Here is a 17,926-nt window from a genome sequence, read left to right as displayed (position 1 = left end):
AGTAAATCCTAAATCTTCAAAATCCAAAATTTGCTAGAAATTTCTAGCAAATTTTATTTTTTATGAGTTATATTTTTTAACGATACCGCGAACGACTTTTTCTATAAAAAGTGCAGATTCAATCTCACAGCACTCTCTTGTTGAGTGAGGTGAGTGGATGTTTGGTCCTATTGAGCAAGCGCTAAGACCCGCTTTTTTCTCCAAAAGCACGCCGCACTCTAAACCAGCGTGAACGGCTGTTATCCTTGCATTTGGCTTATAAATTTTTAGCTCTTCTAAAATATCGTTTGCAAATTTATCATTTATAGGCTTCCAAGCAGGGTTTCTATCTTTTGCAATGACGCTAAAGCCAAGCGCTTTTGCAAGCTCAGAAATTTCAAATTCCATCCTATTTAGTCCGTCTTTACTCATTGATCTAGCAAAAAACTCCACTTCAAGTGTGTCATCATCTTTGATCTTTGCAAGTGAGAGATTGACGCTATCTTGCGGTATGCCTAGCTCGCAGTTATAGGCTCTTACGCCTTGTGAAAATGAGTTAATAAGAGTTAAAATTTTATCGCCATTTTCTAAAATTTCTTCACCAGTGCCAAGCTTTTTTACGCTTAAATTTTCACACTCACTCTTTAGCTCTTTATCGCTTAAAACTAGTGCAGTTGCGTCACTTGGGATAGAGTTGCTTCGCTCACCACCTTCAAATTTGATAAGCTTACAGCCATTTTTAGTCACAAATGCCGCCAAAACCTTGATCGCATTTGGGATATTTTTATGTATCTCATTACCAGAGTGTCCACCTGGTAGGCCACTTACTTTTACTTCATAAAGCATACTCTCTTTTGTTTTTTTACTATTTAGTGCAATAGTGGCAAATAAATTTACACCACCAGCACAACCGATAGTGACGCGGTCGTCCTCTTCGCTGTCTAAATTTAAAAGCTTATCGGCTTTGAGATCGCCACTAAAGCCAGTGGCTCCGATCATGCCAACTTCTTCGTTGTTTGTAAAGAGGCACTCAATGTCGTCAAATTCGCTTATCATCTGCATCATGATAGCCACGCCGATGCCGTTATCTGCCCCAAGAGATGAGTTTTTGGCTCTCATGTAGCCATCATCGCCATAAACTATCTCGATCTTTGGAGCATCGCCCATGCAGACCATATCGTAGTGGCTTTGCAAGCAAATTTTTGGCTTACCTTTAAACGCATGAATGTTGCCAAATTTATCGACTGTAACCTCACAGCCCTTATCTTTTGCATAGCTAGCTAGAAAATCACGCATCTTATCGGTCTCATAACTGCAGTGCGGTATCGTAGTAAGTGTCTCAAATTTCTTTAAAATTTCACTATTTGACATATTTGCCTCCGTAAATTTATTTTATCTCGCCTTTATAGCCAGTTGCATCGACCGCCTTTAAAAGCTCTTTTTCATCGACCTTGTCATCTGCTATAACGACAGCTTTTCGCTCTTTTAGCGATACGTCTGCCTTTTTTACGCCCTCAACGCTAAGTGCGGCCTTTCGAACTATCGCCGTGCAAAGCGGACAGTGCATACTAGGCACTGAAATTTCTATCTTTTTATCAGCGTAGCTTGCAGCCACTAAAAGGGCTAAAACTAAAATTTTACGCATAAATTTCTCCTAAAAGCTCCGGATATGTAAGGAGCAAAAGCAAAATCACTCCAAAAAGTATATATATAAGTATCCATTTTTTCTTTTTGTAGGCTAGGTTGCAGCTTTTTGGCTTGTAAAATAAAGCAATGCCTGAGATCACAAAGCAAATGACGGCCACGACGCTTAAAGGGACGCGGTACTCGTATAAATTTTGTGTCCAAGATAGAAATGAAAAAGAAGTGCCAAAAAGCAAGAAAAGAAGTGCTGGCAAGCAGCACAAGGTAGCGCCAATAGCACTACCTATGGATGTGAGTATCAGCCAAAAGGCTCTCATTTTAGCTCGGCTGAGACGTAGTCGTAGCTAAATTCTTTTGGCGAATAATAATTTTGTGTGTTGCCATCAACTTCAGCGTATGGATAGCCAAAGTTATTTAGCGGAGTTTGCTCTGGAGTTGGCTTTAAGATAAAGTCGCGGCCGTAGTTAAAGCCTATCCAGCACATCTCCCAGTTACCAAAGCAATAATCTCTCACAGCTACGATCTTAGTGTCATCATTTGTTAGCTTCTCGCCCAGCCTTACCTTTGTAACGTCAGCTGGATCAACTGGTATCCAACCATAGCCTTTTAGATAAAACTCAGCCCTGCAGTGCTGTCCGCCTGAAATTTTAGCCACGCCATCTTTTGCGCTACCCATCTGATCTGAAAATCTAGACTGGCCAACCCTGATACCAAAAATTTCTCTTGCAGGGATGCCAACTGATCTGCAAAGTCCCACGAAAACTGAGTTTATGTCGGTGCATTTGCCAACTAGTTTTCCGCTTTCTAGGATGGCTTTAACGTCGCCTGTGCCACATCCAAGGATGCTGTTATCACGCTGCATAGTGTTTGCAACCCACGTATAGATCGCTTTTGCGCGCTCTAAATCGCCCTTTAAATTTCCAACTATCTCTAGCGCTTTTGCTCTTACGACGCCGTCAGTTGGGATGTGTGAAGTTGGTTTTAAAAACTCTAAAACTGCAGGATCGACCTTCTCGTTTGGATCGTAATTTACCTTGCTAAAGTCAGTGTTACGCTCTGTTGTTTGGATTTTAAACTGCACATTTAAGATAGGTCTTGGCTCATTTTCTTCAAAATCAGCATACATTGTAGGTATTAGAGTATCTGAAATATAGACGTTTTTAGCGGTTGTGTTTATGACGTAGTCTTGGGTTAGTTGCTGATAAGTGGTACTTAGTGGGAGCGGTAGCCAAATTCTTGAGCTTTTGCCCTTTTCAAGAAGCTGATGTTTGAAATTTACATCGAAATTTCTAACAACTGGACTTGCTGGCTCATCGCTAGCTAGGGTGACACTTGGAAGCAGACTTGCTGCACCTAAAAAACTACTGAATTTAAAAAAATCTCTTCTTTGCATAAAATGCCTTTTTTGCTTAATCTTAGCCAAACTTGGCTCTAAAACTGCCTGCTATTCTAGCATAAAATTTTTATTTATGATAAAATCCGCCACATGAAAAAGATTATATTTTTAGGCTTTATAGCGCTATTTTTCAACGGTTGTCTTTATATGAATGAGCGCGGAGTTTCGACTCAATATTATAATGATTGTAAAGAGTATTATGACGCGACTGGCACCTACCAAAAAGAGTGTCCGCATAACATCGTCGACTGGAAATAGCGTGGATCTTAGTAAATTTAATGAGCAACAAAAGCAAATTTTTAATAGGATAGAAAATTTAGCAAATTTTGACTGCGAGCTTAAGCTAAAAGATAGTGTAAATGTGAAATTTAAAAATTTAGATCAAGCAAAAAAAGATGAAATTTTTGATCTCGCCCTTAGCCTAAAGCCTTGGCGAAAAGGACCATTTTTACTTGATGATATATATATAGATAGCGAGTGGCAAAGTTTTATCAAATTTAATATCCTTGCCCCGCATCTAAATTTAGCTGGCAAAAGCGTGGCTGACGTTGGTTGTAACAATGGATATTATATGTTTAAGATGCTTGAATACAGTCCAAAAAGCATAACTGGCTTTGATCCTAGCGTGCATACATATTTACAGTTTGCTTTTTTAAATAAATTTATCCGCTCAAATATCGCTTACGAGCTTCTTGGAGTAGAGAACTTGCCTGAGTTTGGAGTGAAATTTGATACCATTTTTTGCCTTGGCGTGATATACCACAGAAGCGATCCTATCAAGATGCTAAAAGAGCTAAAATCTGCGCTAAATCCAGGTGGCGAGCTATTTTTAGATACTATGTATATAGATATGGATGGCGATTTTGCGCTGAACCCAAAGGATAGATACTCAAAAATTCCAAATATCTACTTTGTGCCAACACTCTCGGCACTTCAAAACTGGTGCGAGAGAGCTAAATTTAGGGATTTTACCTTACTTGAAACAAAGGCAACTGATCTAAATGAGCAGCGAAAAACGCAGTGGATAGATGGCGAGAGTCTTGGAAATTTCTTAGACCCAGACGATAATACAAAGACTATCGAGGGCTACCCAGCGCCAAAAAGAGCATATGTTAGAGTTAAAATTTAAGGATAAAAATGGCAGAAGAAAATATCTATGATGTAAAAGACGAATCGCAAATAATCTTACCAGAAGATGAAAATCCATTAAGAAATGAGATCAAAACCGCTCCACTTACAAAGCTAAATTTTAGCGGAACGGCATTTTTACTTGAAAAAAATCACGCAAAGACTAGATTTTTTACTACAGATGATATGGTGTGCGATACTGAGGGGCTTATTCATAGCGGATTTATTTTTATGGGCGCAAATCATGCTGCACTTTTAGCCATTAATGAAGAATTTTGCGTTAGTATCGGGGCTAGGATAAATTTCTTTGGGCCACTAAAGCTTGGTGATGTAGTGGAATTTGACGCGCAAGCAAGATTTGAAGAGAGTAGAAAAAGAGAAGTGAAAGTGCTTGGATATGTTAAAGATATAAAAATTTTTGAAGGAATATTTCAACTTGTCACACTTGAAGAGCATATCTTTGTCACCCAGCAAAAAAATATCCAAAAAGAAGCCGCCATAAGGCAAAAGAAAGAGCGAGAAGAAGCTAAGGCAAATAGCTAAAAGAAAGTAAGTAAGAATTTTTGATTTTCTTATATTTAATCCCAAATAAAACGAAATTTTAAAAAGACAACCTTTATCTCAATTATCCTATTTTGGTAAATAATTGGTAACATTTTTTAAATTTTTAAGGAAAATTAAGCAATAAAATTAATTTTCTGTGATAATATCCTTTCAAAGCTTTTTATCAAAAGGAGATTTAGATGAAAATTACAAAAGTTAGCTTAGCTGCTTTGGTTGCTTTAGGTGCATTTTCAAGCGTTGCAAGTGCAACTCCACTTGAAGAAGCTATAAAAAATGTAGATCTTTCAGGATTTGCAAGATATCGTTATACAAATGATAGTACTAAGAAAACTACAGCTGATACTGTAAAAGGTAATACTGCAGGCCATGCTTTTAGAATGCAAACATCATTTAAAGCCGCTATTGATGATAATTTCTTTGGTGTATTGACACTAAGATATGCTGCTACTGATGATTCAGGCGATAAAGTAGCAACTGGTACAGATAAAACAAATACAACAAATTCTTTTGGTGTATATGAGATGTATCTAGGATACAAAGTATCTGACACTACTATTACAGCAGGCAAACAACTTATCAAAACTTTCTATGATGATGGTGATATAGCAGCTACTGGTTTAAAAGTGGTAAGTACAGATGTGTCTGGTCTTACTTTAACAGCTGCTGCTTATGATGCTATAGAAAACAATGATAATGAAGTAGATGGACCTTTCTTAACTACTGTAACTAATAGCGCAACTTTCCATGATGCCCCTGCTAACCTCTATTATTTAGGTGCTGTTGGTAGCTATGATCCAGTATCATTTAAGGCAGCTATTGCAAATCTACAAGAAATAGCAACACTTTATGGTGCTGAAGCAGCATTTAGTTTTAATGTAACCGACGATATAAACCTAAACCTAAAAGGTCAATATGTTTATAGCGATTCAGATCACAAAAAAGTAGCTGATGCTGACTTTTGGGCTGTTCAAGCTGGAACAAAACTATTTGGTGCTAAATTTAATGCTGGTTACCTAGAATTTGACGCTAAAAATAAAGATAATGATGCTAGAAATAGTGGTAAAATCGCATTTACATCAATCGATGCAAATGGTCAGCTAATCAACCCAACTAAAATACTAAATAGCGTAATGAGTGGTGGTGGCAAACAATACTACAATAATATCAAAGGTGACAACGATTACTGGTTTGTTAATGCTGGATATGATATAGATAAATTTGGTCTTGGCGCTGGTTATACTCAAGGTAAAGGCACAAGCTATGCTCTTGATAAAGAGAGAGCAAAAAGAAATGAGTGGTATGCACAAGCTAGTTACAAATATAGCAAAAAACTTAATTTCCTAACTTGGTATGCAGCTGCTAAAGACAAAAAAGATGGTGAAAACTACAAACAAAATCGTATAAGATTTGAAGCAAAATATAGCTTCTAAAACCTTTATCCGAGCGAGCTTTCGCTCGGACCTTTTTAAAATTTAATAGACTCCTAAAATTTCTCTACTCTTTTTGATTGACTCTTAGTTTTATAAAAATATAAATTTTTAATAGTGATTAAGTGTACTTTAGAAGCTTGAAATTTGAAATTAATTCCACCGAAATTTTTAGCTATTTTTTACTATACCTATCCAATAACCAATATTGTTTTGCTCGGTCTTTAGTGTACTGACTTCTCCGTGCCCTGGATAAAGCGTGAAGTTGCCTTTTAAATTTTTACACTTTTCTAGGCTTTTTAGCATCTCGTTTTTATCTGAAAAAGGAAAATCCCAGCGTCCTATGCTTCCTCTAAATAAAAAATCCCCACTAAACATCGTGTCATCTATCTCTATCATCGAGCAGCCTGGTGTATGTCCTGGAAAATGATGAAATTTGATGCAAAAATCATCAATGTTAAAATTTTCATCATTATCAACTAAAACATCTGGCTTAAATACACTTTTCATATAGCCAAAAATGTCATTTTCACACATAAAAGCGTCAAATTTATTAATATAAACTGGAATTTCTAGCTCATCTTTTAATTTACCAGCATCAAAAATATGATCAAAATGCCCATGAGTGCAAAGGATGGCTTTTAAATTTTTAGCATTTTGTAAAACCCATTCTTTTGCCCCGTCTCCTGGATCTATCACTAAAGATGAATTATTTTTTGTAACGATGTAACAATTAGTGCCAAAATCTCCAAAGCTTTTGTGTATTACTCTCATTTTTTATCTTAAATTTATTATTTCTTAAAATTTTACATCTTTTTACTTAAACTTAAAGAAAAATTTTAAATTCAATTAGTATAATTTTTGCAAAAGGAAGCAAATCTAGGCAAAGGAAGAATGAAGGAGTATCAAAAGATTGAAGAAACTTTAGTTTTTAGCTTAAAAGATAAAACTAAAGATAAAAATTTGTTGTTGGGTGTTAGTGGAGGTATTGATTCTGCTGTGGTAGCGACTTTGTGTGCAAGAGCAAAACCAAATGAAACTCATGCACTCATCATGCCAACAGCATCATCAAGCAGACAAAATATGGATGACGCCTTAAATTTATGCGAAAAACTAAACATAAAATATAAGGTTTTATCCATAGAGGGCATTTTAAATGCCTTTTGCGAAACGATAGATGTAAATTTAAGCAATTTAAGAAAAGGGAATTTAGCAGCTAGAGTTAGAATGAGCTTGCTTTATGATTATTCATCTAGTATAAACGCTCTAGTTATCGGAACAAGCAACAAAAGTGAGCTTATGCTTGGATACGGTACGATATTTGGGGATTTAGCATGTGCAATAAATCCTATCGGAGAGCTTTACAAAAGTGAAATTTTTGAATTTGCAAAACATCTTGGGGTTGATAAAAACTTTATCAATAAAGCACCTTCGGCTGATTTGTGGGATGGACAAAGTGACGAAGGCGACATAGGTTACAGTTATACTGTTATTGATGAGATTTTAGAAAATTTAGAAAATAACAAGGAGCAAGTCATCAAAAAGTTCGGATTAAAAGCAGTATCGGATATAGAAAATAGAGTTGTTTCAAACAGGTTTAAACGACAAATGCCGTTGATAGTGAAAATTTAAAGGATTAAAGATGAGAGAGATTCCGTTTTATAGACCAACTATCACTGAGCGTGAAAGTGAGCTTATTGAAGAGGCTTTGCACTCTGAAAATACTACTAATATCGTTGCTAGATTTGAAGAGAAGTTAAAAGAGTATTTTGGTGCAAAATTTGTAGTTACCACAAATAATATCGCAGCCGCACATCACTTGGCACTAAGCGCGCTTGACACTAAACGCGGAGATAAGGTCATTTGCTCCATAAATGCTTTTCCTAGCATTGCACAAGCTGTTAGACATTTTGATGCTGAACCTATTTTTGTGGATGTTGATGAAGAAGATTTTAACATCTGCCCAGACGCCCTTGAGAAAGTGCTAAAAGAGCAAAATCATAAAAAATTAAAATGTGCTTTTATCTCTCACATCGCAGGGCAAAGTGCTAGGATGGACGAAATAACGGCGGTTTGTGAGAAATACGGTGTAAAAATTTTAGATGATGCAAATCGCGGTATGGGCTTAACATACAATGGCAAAAAAGTTGGCTCAGACTCCTTTTTGTCATGCTTTCAAACACATTCACGTGTGCAAAATCCTATATCAACGGTTGGATTTTTTACGACAAATGATGAGGAAATTTATAAAAGAGCAAAACTACTTCGCAACTATGCTCTTGTAAATGGCATTGATAAATTTGGTAGCTTGAGTTATATTTATGATGTCGTTGATATTGGCTTAAAGTATGATATAAACTCGATAAATGCAGCATTTTCTATTGCGCAGCTAGAAAGAACAGACAAGCTCATACAAAGAAGACAAGAGATCGCAAAAATTTATGATAAAGAGATTGGCGAGTGCCACAATATAACAATCCCTGTCAAAAAACGTGAACACATTTATACTCAGTATATTATTAAGATAAACAAAAATCGTGACGGCTTTGCTAGAGAGCTTTTGGAACACGGCATTCACACATCATTGCACTACATACCGATACATTTACTAAGCTATTACAAAAACAAATACTCACTTAAAGTAAATGATTTTCCAAATGCTTTAAAAAATTATCAGCAAGTGTTGTCACTGCCTATTTATCATAGTTTGAGTGACGAAGAGGTGCAATACATCTGCAGCAAAGTAAAAGAAATTTCTAAAACTCGTGTTTAAGAAATTAAATATTTTCTTGCATGCTTGGGCGAATGACTACTTCTTTCGCCCAAATTTCTTTCAAATTTTACTAGCATTTTTACTTTTGCCATTAAGTTTTATCTATTTTCTTATTGTTGTGCTTAAGAAATTTACTGCTAGAAAAATAGACTTTGGCATAAAGGTAATAAGCGTGGGAAATTTGACACTTGGAGGAAGTGGTAAGACCCCGCTTTGCGTGGCAATCGCTAAAAATTACGAGGGCGCTTTTATCATTCTTAGAGGCTATAAAAGAAAGAGCAAAGGCATGCAAGTTGTCGCGCGTGACGGCAAAATTTTACTTGACGTAGCAGCAAGTGGCGATGAGGCGATGATATATGCCACAAGTCTTAAAAACGCAAATGTGATAGTAAGCGAAGATAGGAAAGTAGCTATAAAATATGCCAAAGAGCAAGGTGCAAAGTATATCTTACTGGATGACGGATTTTCTAAATTCGACATAGTCAAATTTGACATTCTAGTACGCCCAAACCCAGAGCCAAGACTAAAATTTTGCTTACCAAGCGGGGCTTATAGATATCCATTTAGCTTTTATAAATTTGCTGATTTTGTGGCGATCGAAGGGCAAACTCATTTCAGAAAGAGTGAAATTTTAAATAAAAGTGAAAAAATGGTTCTAGTTACCGCCATAGCAAACCCAGCCCGCCTTGAAGCGTTTTTTAGCGAGTGTGTGGGACAGGTCTTTTTCCCTGACCATTATGATTTTTCAAAAGATGAGTTAGAAGAGATTTTAAAAAGATATGATGCAGCCTCGCTTTTGATGACGCAAAAGGACTATGTAAAGGCAAAGGACTTTGGGCTGAGAGTATCGCTTATAACGCTTGAAGTTACGCTAAGTGAAGAGTTTAAAAAGGTTTTAGAGCGACAAATTTAAGCCCAGTTTGTTATAATGAGCCACTTTCTTAAAGGAAAATTTAGATCAAAATGAGAATTTTAATCACCTCGGTCGCAAAGAAAAAAGAGGCAAAAAAACTAAGTAAAAAGCTCGTAAAAAAGAGCCTTGCAGCTTGTGTGAGTAGCTTTAGCACAAAAAGCATTTATCTTTGGCAAAAGGAGCTTTTTGGTGAAAAAGAGCAAATTTTACTCATAAAAACGGACGCGAAATTTAAAAAAGTAGCTAAATTTATAAGAAAGCACCACAGCTACGAAACCCCAGAAATCTTGGCACTTAAGCCAAAAGAGGTATTTAAAAAGTATGAAACTTGGATAAAAAATCAACCAAAAAAGGCAAAAAATGAGACTAACACCAACTAGAAGCGTAAAAGATGAAAAGGTAAAAAATGTAAATTTAAGCACAGCTATGCTTAGCCCAAGCTCCGCTCATGGCGGACTTTATGCGCCAAAAAAGCTGCCAAAGATAACAAAATCAAAATGGCAAGAGCTCTCAAGTCTAAGCTACGAAAAGCTCGCACTTCACATCATCTCACTATTTAAATTTGATGTGCCAGAGGTGTTTTTCAAAAAGGCGGTTAAGAGATACGCGAGTTTTGACGATCCAAAGCACCCAGTCATTTTTAAAAAAATAGATAAAAATTTATACGTAAATGAGCTATATCACGGCCCAACTAGGGCATTTAAGGATATGGCGCTTCAGCCTTTTGGCTCGCTGCTTAGCCAGCTAGCAAAAGAAAGAGGCGAAAAATACCTTATCATGTGTGCAACTAGCGGCGACACCGGCCCTGCGACACTTCAAACCTTTGCTAATGACGAAAATATCAAGGTCGTCTGCCTCTATCCAGATGGTGGCACGAGCGAGGTGCAAAAGCTACAAATGCAGACCATAGAAGGTGAAAATTTAAAGGTTTTTGGCATAAAAGGCGACTTTGACGACGCTCAAAGGGCGCTAAAGATGCTGCTTGCAAATGATAAATTTAAGGCTGAGCTAAAGAAAAAGCGCCTTAAGCTAAGTGCGGCAAACTCGGTAAATTTTGGCAGGATACTCTTTCAGATCATCTACCACGCCTACGCCTACGCAAATTTACTAAAGCAAAAGGCGCTTAAGGCAAACGAGAGCTTTGACATCATCGTGCCAAGTGGAAATTTTGGCAACGCACTTGGGGCGTATTACGCTAAAAAAATGGGCGCAAAGATCGGCAAGATCAAGATCGCCTCAAACGCAAACAACATCTTGACGCAGTTTTTTACCACCGGCATTTACGACCTCAGGGACAAAAAGCTGGTTAAGACGATAAGCCCTGCCATGGACATTTTGATCAGCTCAAATGTCGAGCGTTTGCTGTTTGATAAATTTGGTAGCGTTAGAACTAATGAGCTTATGCAAAGCCTCGCAAAAAACAAATTTTATAAGCTTAGCAAACAAGAGCTTGAAGCGCTAAAAGAGGACTTTGAGGCTAGCTGGTGCGACGATATGGAGTGCGAGGCATACATTGCAAAGTTTGCAAAGGGCGGCTACGCGATCGATCCGCATACAGCTACTTGCTTTAAAATGGTGGAGGCTAGCCGAATAAACGTCATTACTTCGACTGCGCACTGGGTAAAATTTACGCCAAGCATGATCAAAGCGTGCCAGATCAAAGATACAAAAGATGAAAAAGATGCGCTCGCAAAGACCGCTAAAATCTTAAACGACAGCGTGCCAAGCTCAATTAATTCGCTATTTAGTACAAAAATTTTGCATAAAAATATCATAAAAGAGGACGAGATCAAAAAGTGCGTCCTAGAATGGATTGAACGATGATAATCATCCCGGCTCGCCTTGCCTCAACAAGGTTTAGTAACAAAATTTTAAAAGAGATAAATGGCGTGCCAATGTTTGTGGCAACGGCTCTTAGAGTAAGTGGCGTGGATGATGTGGCAGTTGCTGTGGATGAGCAAAGTGTGCTGGATATCGCCAAAGCTCACGGCATAAAAGCTGTGCTAACTAGCAAAGATCATCAAAGTGGCACTGACAGGATAAACGAAGCGGCGCAAATTTTGGGGCTAAGCGAGAGCGAGATCATCATAAATGTTCAGGCTGATGAGCCATTTATCGAGCCTGAAAACATCGCTAAATTTAGGGCTTTTTGCGAGCAAAACAAAGGGAAAGCTTTTATGTTTTCTTGCTATAAAAAGATGGACGATGAGTTTGCGGATGATAAAAATTTAGTCAAAGTGGTGACTGATTTTGAGGGCTACGCGCTTTATTTTTCAAGATCAAGGATACCATTTAATAGAAGCGAGTGCAAAAGCTACAAGGCGCACCTTGGCATCTATGGATACAGCGTAAAGAGCCTAAAAGAGTTTTGCGGCCTCTTGCCTTCAAGCCTTGAAAATACCGAGAAACTCGAGCAGCTGCGCGCCCTAGAAAATGGCAAAAATATAGCGATGCTAGAGGTTGAAAGTCAAAGTATCGGCATCGATAGCGAAGAGGACTACCAAAGAGCGCTAGCTAAATTTGGTAAGAAATAAGTTGGCAAATTCTCTTTAAATAAAGTCAATATTTAAGGAGAATTTATCTAAATTATTAATCTTTAAATGCAGCAAAAAATATTTTTCTACTCAAATAATATAAAACTAATTTTTCTTGATTTTTATTTTTTTAATTCTGTCTTTAACTACGTAAAATTTTAAAATCGCACTCGAGTAAAAGTCTTTATAGAAACCTAAAAATTTAGGCTCTTTCTTAGTGCAGATAGCTGCAAACACGCTTTCAAGGTCTATTCTCTCTTTTTGTGTCAAATTTTCCATCTATTTTCCTAACAACTTTCTCATCTTATTGATAACAAATAATATTTCATCATCGTCAAGCTCACATAGTAGCTTACAAACTGCAGCAGCAGCTTGTGGCTTTGAGTTGCCAAGCCTCCAATCTTGATATGTTCTCATTGGTACACCAAGCTCTTCTGCCATTTTTGCTTGTGAAATTTTCTTACCGATATTTTTTGCCTCAACTGCATTGTGAAGCAAATTAAATATATCACTTGTTTCAATCATTAAAGTATTATACGGATTATTTTATTAAGTATACATAAAACAATATATAAATAATAGAAATACGTATAAATAAATTAAAATATATTATATATTATACTATAAAACATTATATTAGTACGTAAAAACGTATAAAAATATTAGAACGTAGAGGTAATATAAAAGACTTTTAAGTTTGTTTAATTATTTTTTATAATTTAATTTTTGAGAAAATTTATATAATTGATATTAGATAAGCTTAGTTATATAGACTAAAGATATATAAATAAATTATTTAAACTTAAATACTTGACATTGATAAACTAAAGTTGTATAATCCGCTTAGCAATTAAAAAGAAAGAGTGCTAAAAGTGAGTAAAACAAATAAACGTGATTTGATACTAAATTCTATCATTGAAGCCTATTTGCAGGACAATGCGCCTATTGGTTCAAACGAGCTTGGCTCTCGTATGAGCGCGGCTATTCCAGCTTCTACGATACGCGTTTATTTTAAAAAGCTTTCAGATGAGGGCGAGATCACAAAGCTTCACATTAGTGGCGGTAGGATACCTACAGTTGCAGCGATGAGAAGATATTGGAGTGAAATTTTTACTATAAGTGATATAAATTTGGAGATAAATGATGCCGAAGAACTGAAAAAGTTATGCGATGAATTTGAGCTTTATTGTATGATTTTTGGCACGATCGATAAGGAGTTGCTAGAAATTTTAAATTTAAACGATAGATATATGATCTTAAATTTTGGTGAAGATGAGATCGTTATTAAATTTGATGCTAGGATGTATAAATTTTTAAGTAATCTTGCCGGAGTTAGTTTAAACAAGCTTGAGCTTATCTGCTCTCAAGTTGGTTTAAGCGAACTAAAAAGTAAAATAAGAGAGCTTAAAAGGACTAAAATTTACTTCCAAGAAAACGAAATTTTAGCCTTTGATATGTTTAAGGATAGACGTTTTAAGATGGTTTTTGACCCAAGTTTTAGTCTGCAAATGGATGAAAAACTTACATTTTCTCCTATGTTTGATGAAAATTTTATGGGGCTCAAATTTAGTGCAAACTATCTTGGCAACGAAGCACAGATGATCTGTGCTGGCAGTATTTATACTGACTATGTGAAATTTATAAATCTAATAAAGGAGGCTGCGTGAGCGAAGAGGTAAAAGAGCAAAACCTACCTGAGGTTGAGCCTGTGCAAGAACTAGCTAATGATAGTGTAAATTTGGACGCACTTGGCGATATTTCAAAGGTTGAGAAACTTGAAAAAGAGCTCGGGGAGATAACTGATAAATACTATAGAGCAAATGCTGAGTTTGAAAATATTAAAAAGCGATATGAAAAAGAGAAGACGGACGTTGCAAACTATGCAAATGAGAAATTTGCTAGGGATTTGCTACCAGTCATAGATGCTCTTGAGATCGCTGCAAATTTTGATCCAGAAGATGATGAATTTGCTAAAAAGATCAAAGAGGGTATTTTGATAACTATAAATCAGTTTAAAAAATGCTTTGAAAAGCATGGCGTAAGCGAGATACCAACTGATACTGAGTTTGATCCAAGCGTGCATAATGCCGTTTTAAGGGTCGATAGCGAGGAGAAGCAGAGTGGTCAAATCGTGCAGGCTTTGCAAAAAGGCTATATGATAAATGGTAGGGTTTTGCGCCCAGCTATGGTCAGTGTAGCAAACTAAATTTATAAAAATAAAATCTAATAAAAAGGAAAAATATGTCAAAAGTTATAGGTATAGACTTAGGTACAACAAACTCTTGTGTGAGCGTTTTTGAGCGCGGCGAGAGCAAAGTTATCCCAAACAAAGAGGGTAAAAATACAACTCCATCAGTTGTTGCTTTCACAGACAAGGGTGAAATTCTAGTAGGTGACGTTGCAAAACGTCAAGCAGTTACAAACCCTGAAAAAACGATATATTCTATCAAACGTATCATGGGTTTGATGAGCAATGAAAAAAATGCTGAAGAGGCAAAAAGCCGCTTGCCATATCACGTCGTGGATAGAAACGGCGCTTGTGCGGTTGAGATCGCTGGTAAGGTTTACACTCCACAAGAAATTTCAGCAAAAATTCTTATCAAACTAAAAGAAGATGCTGAAGCATATCTTGGAGAGAAGGTAACAGATGCGGTTATTACTGTGCCAGCTTACTTTAATGATAGCCAAAGAAAAGCTACAAAAGAGGCTGGAACGATCGCAGGGCTAAACGTACTTCGTATCATCAACGAGCCAACAGCTGCAGCACTTGCTTATGGTCTTGATAAAAAAGAGGCTGAGAAAATTTTAGTTTACGACCTAGGTGGTGGTACATTTGACGTTACAGTGCTAGAGACTGGTGATAATATCGTTGAAGTTTTGGCAACTGGCGGTAACGCATTCTTGGGCGGCGATGACTTTGATAACAAGATAATCGACTGGCTAGTAAGCGAGTTTAAAAACGAAAATGGTATCGATCTAAAAGGCGATATTATGGCACTTCAACGCTTAAAAGAAGCTGCTGAAAATGCTAAAAAAGAGTTAAGCTCAGCTCAAGAGACTGAGATAAATTTACCATTTATCACAGCTGATGCAACTGGTCCAAAACACCTTGTCAAAAAGCTAACTCGTGCTAAATTTGAGGGCATGATCGACTCACTTGTGGGCGAGACTATCACTAAGATAAACGAGGTAACAAAAGACGCTGGTTTAAATAAAAGCGACATCAAAGAGGTCGTAATGGTCGGTGGTTCAACTCGTGTGCCACTAGTTCAAGAAGAGGTTAAAAAAGCATTTGGTAAAGAGCTAAATAAGAGCGTAAATCCAGATGAGGTCGTAGCTATCGGTGCTGCTATACAAGGTGCTGTTATAAAAGGTGACGTTAAGGATGTACTACTTCTTGACGTAACTCCACTTAGCCTTGGTATCGAAACACTTGGCGGTGTGATGACAAAGATAATTGAAAAAGGTACAACCATACCAACTAAGAAAAGCCAAGTCTTCTCGACTGCTGAAGATAACCAAAGTGCCGTTACTATCATGGTTTTACAAGGCGAACGTGAGTTTGCAAGGGATAATAAATCACTTGGAAATTTTAACCTTGAAGGCATCCCAGCAGCTCCAAGAGGTGTTCCTCAAATCGAAGTTGAGTTTGACATTGACGCAAACGGAATTTTAACTGTTTCAGCAAAAGATAAAGCAACTGGCAAAGCCCAAAACATCACCATCTCTGGATCAAGCGGCTTAAGCGAAGAAGAGATAAATAACATGGTAAAAGACGCCGAGCTTCACAAAGAAGAGGACAAAAAGCGTAAAGACGCAGTCGAAGCTAGAAACCAGGCTGACGCACTAGTTCATCAAACTGAAAAGAGCATGAGCGAGCTTGGCGAGAAAGTCCCAGCTGAAGATAGAAGTAACATCGAAGCTGTACTAAACGACCTAAAAGAGGTCTTAAAAGATGAAAATTCTTCAAAAGAGCAAATCGATGCAAAAGTAGAAGCTCTAAGCAAGGCCAGCCACAAACTAGCAGAAGCTATGTACAAAAAAGATGAAAACGCTGGTGCGAACGGTGGAAACAACAAAAAAGACGACGACGTTATAGACGCTGAAGTCGAGTAAAACTCCTAGAGCAGGGCGCTTGCCTTGCTCTTTTATAAATTTATCTTCATAAATTCTTAAAATTGATTCAAAATAAGCAGTTTAAATAGTTAAAATTTATATAATGCCAAACAAAAAAGGCAAAAAATGTATTTATTTTTTTTGATTACTCATTTAATTTGTGCCATTGTATTTATAGGATACGTATTTTTTGATGTTTGCATATATCCGTTTGCTAAAAAAACGGTTGATGCTAAAACCCTTGAAATAGTTAAAAAAGCCTATACAAAAGGAAGTGCAAAGGTATTTGGCACGGCATTTTTATTGCTTTTAATAAGTGGCGCTTATATGGCAAAAGACTATTTTGGAGGCGAGCTTGGCTGGTGGCAAAGCAACTTTCAAAAGCTACTACTTGTAAAAATTTTTGTTTTACTCATAATGTGCCTTGTAACTTTTATCTCTGTTTTTAATGTAGTTATTTTAAAAAAGCCTGATCCATTTGGTAAATTTTCACATTTAATAGCTCTAGTGCTTTGCCTAATAATGGTCATTTTAGCAAAAGTAATGTGGTGGGCTTAAAGTTTAGCTAGCAAATTTAAGTAAATCGCCAGCTAGAAGTTAAAAATTCTCTAATCGATACTCTTTAACTTGTCTTTATTTAGCCCTTCTTCTATGCGTTTTATCTCTTCACTTCCGTCTCTTACGACGTTTTTGTCAAATTCCAAGTAGTCATTTATCTTTTTTGGATATTCAACGTGACTTAGGATAAATTTAAAGACATTTAGCCTAGCTTCTTTTTTGTTATCGCTTGAGACGATGACCCATGGTGAAATGCTATTGTGAGAGGCAAGAAGCATAGAATATTTAGCGATAGAGTATTGATCCCAAAGTTCTTGCGCTTTTTGATCAACGGGTGAAATTTTAAACTGCTTTAGCGGATCATTTTGTCTCTCTTTGAAGCGTTTTTTCTGCTCATCTTTTGTGATTGATAGATAAATTTTAAAGAAAATTATACCGGAATTTATGATCATCTCTTCAAATTTTGGCACTTCACGTAAAAATTCCTTATGCTCTTCTTGCGTGCAAAAGCCCATTACTGGCTCAACGCCAGCTCTATTGTACCAACTTCTATCAAAGATCACGATCTCTCCGGCACTTGGCAGATGAGTCACATATCTTTGAAAATACCACTGCGTTTTTTCGACATCACTTGGCTTAGCAAGCGCTACTATACGGCAACCTCTTGGATTTAGATGCTCAGTTAGGCGTTTTATCGTTCCTCCTTTGCCGGCTGCGTCGCGCCCTTCCATTAGCATGAGTACTCTAAGGCCTTTTTCTTTTACGTAATTTTGAAATTTTAAAAGTTCAATTTGAAGTAGTCTAAGCTCTTCCTCGTAGCCAAGCTTCTCGCTTTTTTGGTGTTTTTTGTCTTTTGACATCTTTGCTCCTTTAAAATTTCACGTATTTTCACAA

The 17,926-nt window shown here is 36.8% G+C and carries 22 protein-coding genes; 14 read left to right on the top strand and 8 right to left on the bottom strand.

Translation table 11 applies throughout. From position 1 onward, the window contains the following. Window positions 1–60 precede the first annotated feature (60 nt). Genes A3854_RS08425 through A3854_RS08410 form a run of 4 tightly spaced genes read right to left on the bottom strand, consistent with a single transcriptional unit; the run spans window position 61 to window position 3,016 of the window. On the bottom strand, window positions 61–1,350 hold the full coding sequence (locus tag A3854_RS08425; RefSeq protein ID WP_084042099.1) for a M28 family peptidase: 1,290 nt from the start codon (window positions 1,348–1,350) through the stop codon (window positions 61–63). A 16-nt stretch (window positions 1,351–1,366) separates the two neighbouring features. Next, entirely contained in the window at window positions 1,367–1,624 is a 258-nt protein-coding gene (locus tag A3854_RS08420; RefSeq protein WP_009294141.1) for a heavy-metal-associated domain-containing protein, read from the bottom strand. Further along, window positions 1,617–1,940, bottom strand: coding sequence for a hypothetical protein (locus A3854_RS08415; protein ID WP_021092272.1), 324 nt, complete (start codon window positions 1,938–1,940; stop codon window positions 1,617–1,619). The genes A3854_RS08420 and A3854_RS08415 overlap by 8 nt, the downstream gene beginning before the upstream one ends. Beyond that, window positions 1,937–3,016: a transglutaminase-like domain-containing protein gene (locus A3854_RS08410; RefSeq protein ID WP_084042098.1), complete on the bottom strand. Its 1,080-nt coding sequence runs from the start codon at window positions 3,014–3,016 to the stop codon at window positions 1,937–1,939. Before A3854_RS08410 ends, A3854_RS08415 begins: the two co-directional genes overlap by 4 nt. Before the next feature lie 93 nt (window positions 3,017–3,109). On the opposite strand from A3854_RS08410, the gene A3854_RS09665 reads away from it, so the two are divergent. From A3854_RS09665 to A3854_RS08395, 4 genes are all read left to right on the top strand, one after another. Further along, entirely contained in the window at window positions 3,110–3,277 is a 168-nt protein-coding gene (locus A3854_RS09665) for a hypothetical protein (RefSeq protein WP_178139671.1), read from the top strand. A 1-nt stretch (window position 3,278) separates the two neighbouring features. After that, on the top strand, window positions 3,279–4,148 hold the full coding sequence (cmoB, locus tag A3854_RS08405) for a tRNA 5-methoxyuridine(34)/uridine 5-oxyacetic acid(34) synthase CmoB (RefSeq protein WP_084042097.1): 870 nt from the start codon (window positions 3,279–3,281) through the stop codon (window positions 4,146–4,148). An 8-nt stretch (window positions 4,149–4,156) separates the two neighbouring features. Beyond that, window positions 4,157–4,690, top strand: coding sequence for a thioesterase (locus A3854_RS08400; protein ID WP_084042096.1), 534 nt, complete (start codon window positions 4,157–4,159; stop codon window positions 4,688–4,690). 200 nt (window positions 4,691–4,890) lie between these two features. Next, window positions 4,891–6,141 carry a porin gene (locus A3854_RS08395; RefSeq protein WP_084042095.1) on the top strand — a complete coding sequence of 417 codons (1,251 nt, stop codon included), beginning with the start codon at window positions 4,891–4,893 and terminating at the stop codon, window positions 6,139–6,141. Between the two features lie 168 nt (window positions 6,142–6,309). On the opposite strand, the gene A3854_RS08390 is transcribed toward A3854_RS08395, so the two are convergent. Next, window positions 6,310–6,912: an MBL fold metallo-hydrolase gene (locus A3854_RS08390; protein ID WP_084042094.1), complete on the bottom strand. Its 603-nt coding sequence runs from the start codon at window positions 6,910–6,912 to the stop codon at window positions 6,310–6,312. Between the two features lie 120 nt (window positions 6,913–7,032). Between A3854_RS08390 and A3854_RS08385 the strand changes: the two genes are divergently transcribed. Genes A3854_RS08385 through kdsB form a run of 6 tightly spaced genes read left to right on the top strand, consistent with a single transcriptional unit; the run spans window position 7,033 to window position 12,358 of the window. Continuing rightward, a complete protein-coding gene (locus A3854_RS08385) occupies window positions 7,033–7,770 on the top strand; it encodes an NAD+ synthase (RefSeq protein WP_084042093.1) in 738 nt (245 codons plus the stop codon). 10 nt (window positions 7,771–7,780) lie between these two features. Further along, complete coding sequence (locus tag A3854_RS08380; protein ID WP_084042092.1) at window positions 7,781–8,911, top strand: DegT/DnrJ/EryC1/StrS family aminotransferase; 1,131 nt, start codon at window positions 7,781–7,783, stop codon at window positions 8,909–8,911. Next, on the top strand, window positions 8,904–9,824 hold the full coding sequence (locus A3854_RS08375) for a tetraacyldisaccharide 4'-kinase (RefSeq protein WP_084042091.1): 921 nt from the start codon (window positions 8,904–8,906) through the stop codon (window positions 9,822–9,824). The genes A3854_RS08380 and A3854_RS08375 overlap by 8 nt, the downstream gene beginning before the upstream one ends. A gap of 50 nt (window positions 9,825–9,874) precedes the next feature. Beyond that, on the top strand, window positions 9,875–10,204 hold the full coding sequence (gene cutA / locus A3854_RS10040; protein WP_084042090.1) for a divalent-cation tolerance protein CutA: 330 nt from the start codon (window positions 9,875–9,877) through the stop codon (window positions 10,202–10,204). Beyond that, on the top strand, window positions 10,185–11,648 hold the full coding sequence (gene thrC, locus A3854_RS08365) for a threonine synthase (protein ID WP_084042089.1): 1,464 nt from the start codon (window positions 10,185–10,187) through the stop codon (window positions 11,646–11,648). Before cutA ends, thrC begins: the two co-directional genes overlap by 20 nt. After that, window positions 11,645–12,358, top strand: a complete 714-nt coding sequence (kdsB, locus tag A3854_RS08360; protein ID WP_084042088.1) for a 3-deoxy-manno-octulosonate cytidylyltransferase — start codon at window positions 11,645–11,647, stop codon at window positions 12,356–12,358. Before thrC ends, kdsB begins: the two co-directional genes overlap by 4 nt. Window positions 12,359–12,463: 105 nt before the next feature. On the opposite strand, the gene A3854_RS09660 is transcribed toward kdsB, so the two are convergent. Together A3854_RS09660 and A3854_RS08355 are read right to left on the bottom strand one after the other, a co-directional pair. Beyond that, window positions 12,464–12,637, bottom strand: a complete 174-nt coding sequence (locus tag A3854_RS09660) for a hypothetical protein (RefSeq protein ID WP_021091517.1) — start codon at window positions 12,635–12,637, stop codon at window positions 12,464–12,466. After that, window positions 12,638–12,883 carry a DNA-binding protein gene (locus A3854_RS08355; RefSeq protein WP_072594609.1) on the bottom strand — a complete coding sequence of 82 codons (246 nt, stop codon included), beginning with the start codon at window positions 12,881–12,883 and terminating at the stop codon, window positions 12,638–12,640. Between the two features lie 347 nt (window positions 12,884–13,230). Here A3854_RS08355 and A3854_RS08350 point away from each other — a divergent pair, with 347 nt between their 5' ends. The 4 genes from A3854_RS08350 to A3854_RS08335 all read left to right on the top strand — a co-directional run bounded on the left by A3854_RS08350 (window position 13,231) and on the right by A3854_RS08335 (window position 17,032). Further along, on the top strand, window positions 13,231–14,025 hold the full coding sequence (locus tag A3854_RS08350; protein ID WP_084042138.1) for an HrcA family transcriptional regulator: 795 nt from the start codon (window positions 13,231–13,233) through the stop codon (window positions 14,023–14,025). After that, window positions 14,022–14,564 carry a nucleotide exchange factor GrpE gene (grpE, locus tag A3854_RS08345; protein WP_084042087.1) on the top strand — a complete coding sequence of 181 codons (543 nt, stop codon included), beginning with the start codon at window positions 14,022–14,024 and terminating at the stop codon, window positions 14,562–14,564. Before A3854_RS08350 ends, grpE begins: the two co-directional genes overlap by 4 nt. Window positions 14,565–14,599: 35 nt before the next feature. Beyond that, a complete protein-coding gene (gene dnaK, locus A3854_RS08340; RefSeq protein WP_084042086.1) occupies window positions 14,600–16,474 on the top strand; it encodes a molecular chaperone DnaK in 1,875 nt (624 codons plus the stop codon). Window positions 16,475–16,600: 126 nt separating this feature from the next. Continuing rightward, entirely contained in the window at window positions 16,601–17,032 is a 432-nt protein-coding gene (locus A3854_RS08335; protein WP_084042085.1) for a trehalose-6-phosphate synthase, read from the top strand. A gap of 50 nt (window positions 17,033–17,082) precedes the next feature. Here A3854_RS08335 and ppk2 read toward each other — a convergent pair whose 3' ends face one another. Beyond that, a complete protein-coding gene (ppk2, locus tag A3854_RS08330) occupies window positions 17,083–17,892 on the bottom strand; it encodes a polyphosphate kinase 2 (RefSeq protein WP_021091543.1) in 810 nt (269 codons plus the stop codon). Between the last annotated feature and the right edge of the window lie 34 nt (window positions 17,893–17,926).

Source organism: Campylobacter concisus, assembly GCF_002092845.1.
Classification (GTDB): domain Bacteria; phylum Campylobacterota; class Campylobacteria; order Campylobacterales; family Campylobacteraceae; genus Campylobacter_A; species Campylobacter_A concisus_AQ.
The sequence above is the reverse complement of the archived record's forward strand: the minus strand, read 5'-3'. Positions and strand labels throughout refer to the sequence as shown.

What these genes read in the sequence shown, in the direction of transcription:
- A3854_RS08425 (WP_084042099.1), bottom strand. Translation starts at nt 1,350, where the DNA reads ATGTCAAATAGTGAAATTTTAAAGAAATTTGAGACACTTACTACGATA.
- A3854_RS08420 (WP_009294141.1), bottom strand. Translation starts at nt 1,624, where the DNA reads ATGCGTAAAATTTTAGTTTTAGCCCTTTTAGTGGCTGCAAGCTACGCT.
- A3854_RS08415 (WP_021092272.1), bottom strand. Translation starts at nt 1,940, where the DNA reads ATGAGAGCCTTTTGGCTGATACTCACATCCATAGGTAGTGCTATTGGC.
- A3854_RS08410 (WP_084042098.1), bottom strand. Translation starts at nt 3,016, where the DNA reads ATGCAAAGAAGAGATTTTTTTAAATTCAGTAGTTTTTTAGGTGCAGCA.
- A3854_RS09665 (WP_178139671.1), top strand. Translation starts at nt 3,110, where the DNA reads ATGAAAAAGATTATATTTTTAGGCTTTATAGCGCTATTTTTCAACGGT.
- A3854_RS08400 (WP_084042096.1), top strand. Translation starts at nt 4,157, where the DNA reads ATGGCAGAAGAAAATATCTATGATGTAAAAGACGAATCGCAAATAATC.
- A3854_RS08395 (WP_084042095.1), top strand. Translation starts at nt 4,891, where the DNA reads ATGAAAATTACAAAAGTTAGCTTAGCTGCTTTGGTTGCTTTAGGTGCA.
- A3854_RS08390 (WP_084042094.1), bottom strand. Translation starts at nt 6,912, where the DNA reads ATGAGAGTAATACACAAAAGCTTTGGAGATTTTGGCACTAATTGTTAC.
- A3854_RS08385 (WP_084042093.1), top strand. Translation starts at nt 7,033, where the DNA reads ATGAAGGAGTATCAAAAGATTGAAGAAACTTTAGTTTTTAGCTTAAAA.
- A3854_RS08380 (WP_084042092.1), top strand. Translation starts at nt 7,781, where the DNA reads ATGAGAGAGATTCCGTTTTATAGACCAACTATCACTGAGCGTGAAAGT.
- cutA (WP_084042090.1), top strand. Translation starts at nt 9,875, where the DNA reads ATGAGAATTTTAATCACCTCGGTCGCAAAGAAAAAAGAGGCAAAAAAA.
- thrC (WP_084042089.1), top strand. Translation starts at nt 10,185, where the DNA reads ATGAGACTAACACCAACTAGAAGCGTAAAAGATGAAAAGGTAAAAAAT.
- kdsB (WP_084042088.1), top strand. Translation starts at nt 11,645, where the DNA reads ATGATAATCATCCCGGCTCGCCTTGCCTCAACAAGGTTTAGTAACAAA.
- A3854_RS09660 (WP_021091517.1), bottom strand. Translation starts at nt 12,637, where the DNA reads ATGGAAAATTTGACACAAAAAGAGAGAATAGACCTTGAAAGCGTGTTT.
- A3854_RS08355 (WP_072594609.1), bottom strand. Translation starts at nt 12,883, where the DNA reads ATGATTGAAACAAGTGATATATTTAATTTGCTTCACAATGCAGTTGAG.
- dnaK (WP_084042086.1), top strand. Translation starts at nt 14,600, where the DNA reads ATGTCAAAAGTTATAGGTATAGACTTAGGTACAACAAACTCTTGTGTG.
- A3854_RS08335 (WP_084042085.1), top strand. Translation starts at nt 16,601, where the DNA reads ATGTATTTATTTTTTTTGATTACTCATTTAATTTGTGCCATTGTATTT.
- ppk2 (WP_021091543.1), bottom strand. Translation starts at nt 17,892, where the DNA reads ATGTCAAAAGACAAAAAACACCAAAAAAGCGAGAAGCTTGGCTACGAG.